This window comes from Megasphaera sp. AF13-6AC (genome assembly GCF_027685385.1).
Classification (GTDB): Bacteria; Bacillota; Negativicutes; order Veillonellales; family Megasphaeraceae; genus Megasphaera; species Megasphaera micronuciformis.
Genome location: NZ_JAQCUN010000096.1, coordinates 2,554 through 5,135 on the forward strand (window position 1 = coordinate 2,554; position 2,582 = coordinate 5,135).

The 2,582-nt window shown below is 48.6% G+C and carries 3 protein-coding genes and 1 pseudogene; all 4 read right to left on the bottom strand.

Features of this window, described 5'->3' with window-relative positions:
• Window positions 1-771: pseudogene (locus PGX78_RS06090) on the bottom strand (hypothetical protein); the annotation flags it as partial.
• 17 nt (window positions 772-788) lie between these two features.
• Window positions 789-1,334 carry an NUDIX hydrolase gene (locus PGX78_RS06095; RefSeq protein WP_006942247.1) on the bottom strand — a complete coding sequence of 182 codons (546 nt, stop codon included), beginning with the start codon at window positions 1,332-1,334 and terminating at the stop codon, window positions 789-791.
• 73 nt (window positions 1,335-1,407) lie between these two features.
• On the bottom strand, window positions 1,408-1,854 hold the full coding sequence (gene dut, locus PGX78_RS06100) for a dUTP diphosphatase (protein ID WP_270445894.1): 447 nt from the start codon (window positions 1,852-1,854) through the stop codon (window positions 1,408-1,410).
• 2 nt (window positions 1,855-1,856) lie between these two features.
• Window positions 1,857-2,582: S1 RNA-binding domain-containing protein (locus tag PGX78_RS06105; RefSeq protein ID WP_270445893.1), on the bottom strand; the 726-nt coding region annotated here is incomplete at its 5' end.

The window sequence follows — 2,582 nt, forward strand, 5'->3', positions numbered from 1 at the left end:
CTGAAAGACACTGTCTGCCGATGTATAGACAATGGGCTTTTTCGTCTTCAAATGTTCAGGACCGAGGCGAGCAATAATTTCCGTTCCCGACGCCACTTCGTTACCGAGCCAACCGTGTCCCGTTTTTTTCGTAAACGTATCCAGTAAATCTTGCGGGAAGGCGTCGTAAAAGACGGGGAAAGGATTTTCTACGGAATTTCCCATAAATTCCCAGTGGCCGCTCGTCGTATCCTTGCCGTTGGAGATTTCTCTCATACGTCCGTACGAACCGACGATTTTCACGCCTTCGGGATGAATGTGTGTCGCCTTTTCCCAACCGAGGCGGCGCAGATTCGGTATCTTAAGACCACCCGGTACGGCTTCATCAATATGCTTTAACGTATCGGCCACTTCGTTACCGAGCCAACCGTGTCCCGTTTTTTTCGTAAACGTATCCAGTAAATCTTGCGGGAAGGCGTCGTAAAAGACGGGGAAAGGATTTTCTACGGAATTTCCCATAAATTCCCAGTGGCCGCTCGTCGTATCCTTGCCGTTGGAGATTTCTCTCATACGTCCGTACGAACCGACGATTTTCACGCCTTCGGGATGAATGTGTGTCGCCTTTTCCCAACCGAGGCGGCGCAGATTCGGTATCTTAAGACCACCCGGTACGGCTTCATCAATATGCTTTAACGTATCGGCCCCTTCATCCCCGAAGCGTTCGGCATCGGGAGCTCCGCCGGCACCGACACTGTCCGTTACGATGACAATTATTCTTTTAAAACGTTTCATAATGTCCCCCTGCCCGCTTATTTTCCGAGCATGTACTTACGAGCCTTGAAGAAGCAGGCAATGGTCTTCGAGTCGACGATTTCATTATTGTCTATCATCTTTTCCACTTCTTCAGGCGTGTAATATTCAATATTCATAAATTCATCTTCATCCAAGTGCTGAGTCCCCTTTTTCAGATTCCGTGCCGCATATAAGTAGAGGCATTCATCCGAAAAACCCGGTGACGTATAAACATGTCCCAAAGGAATGAGCTCACCTGTAACGCCCGCTTCTTCTTCCAGCTCACGAGCTGCACAATGCAAGGGGTTTTCTTCCTTACTGTCTATTTTCCCCGCCGGAATTTCCAGGAGTACCTCATCCGGTGCATACCGATACTGGCGCACGAGAATGATCTTTCCTTCCGGCGTAATCGGCAAGATGGCGCAAGCTCCTTTATGACGTACCACTTCTCGCGTCGAAGTCTGATCTGTATCGTTAATACGTACTGTATCCAAGGTCAGATGCAATACATGTCCTTTAAAAATATCTTGACTGTCTATCATTTTTTCCGTACTGATACTCATGTGTATCCTCCTTTACAATACAAAAAAAGGCACCACACTGTTATTATACAGTAGAGTGCCTCTTTCCGCTAACTTATTTACCTGTACTGCCGATGCCGCCCGTCCGCATTCCCGATGCGGCGTCTTCATCGATCGTTAAGTATTTCATAAAAATCCCCTGACCGATACGATCACCCTTTTCAACCGTATAGGGCGTATCACCCGTGTTGTAGTAGGCAATCATAATATGCCCTTCATTGTCGGGGTTATTATAGTAATCGCTATCCACAATGCCCGTGCTGTTAGCGAGCATGAGACCTTTTTTAAAGGCCAAGGATGAGCGAATAAAGACGGACAGATATTCGTCATCGCCCATATAGGCCTTAAGACCCGTAGGAACGACGGTTACGGCATGAGGTGCCAAGACCATCGTTTCTGCCGCTTCCAAATCATAGCCCGCACTTTTAGCCGTCTTTCGGGACGGTATGTGGATGCCTTGTCCGGCATAAGCCGAAACGATTTCAAATCCGCGCTGTCTCATCATTATCTCCGATGACCGTCTCTGTGACCGCGATTGCCTCTGTCGCCGCGATCACGACTCTTGAAGTCGCCGTCTTCGCCCGTCAATACGACCTTACGGGACAGGTTAATGCGTCCCTGGCTGTCGATTTCTACGCATTTAACGACAATTTCATCGCCTACGTTGACAACGTCTTCTACCTTTTCCACCCGTTCCGTCGCAAGTTGGGAAATATGAACCAAGCCTTCTTTACCGGGCAGAACTTCTACAAAGGCACCGAATGCCATAAGGCGCGTAACCTTGCCGACATAGGTTTCGCCGACTTCTACGTCCTTCGTCAGATTTTCAATCCATTCCTTAGCCTTAGCGCCGCCTTCTCCGTCTACGGAAGCGATGTATACGAGGCCCGTATCGTCAATGTCGATTTTGGCACCCGTTTCTTCCGTAATCTGTTTAATCATCTTGCCGCCCGGCCCGATGATATCGCGGATCTTGTCAGGATGTACCTGCATGGTAATAATGCGCGGTGCATAGGGGGATAATTCCTTACGCGGTGCATCGAGGACCGCCAACATCTTATCCATAATGTGAAGGCGTCCTTCATGAGCCTGTTTCAAAGCCGTATCAAGGATTTCACGACTGAGGCCCTTGATTTTAATATCCATTTGAATAGCCGTAACGCCCTTTGTCGTGCCGGCTACCTTGAAGTCCATATCACCCAAAGCATCTTCCATGCCTTGAATATCCGT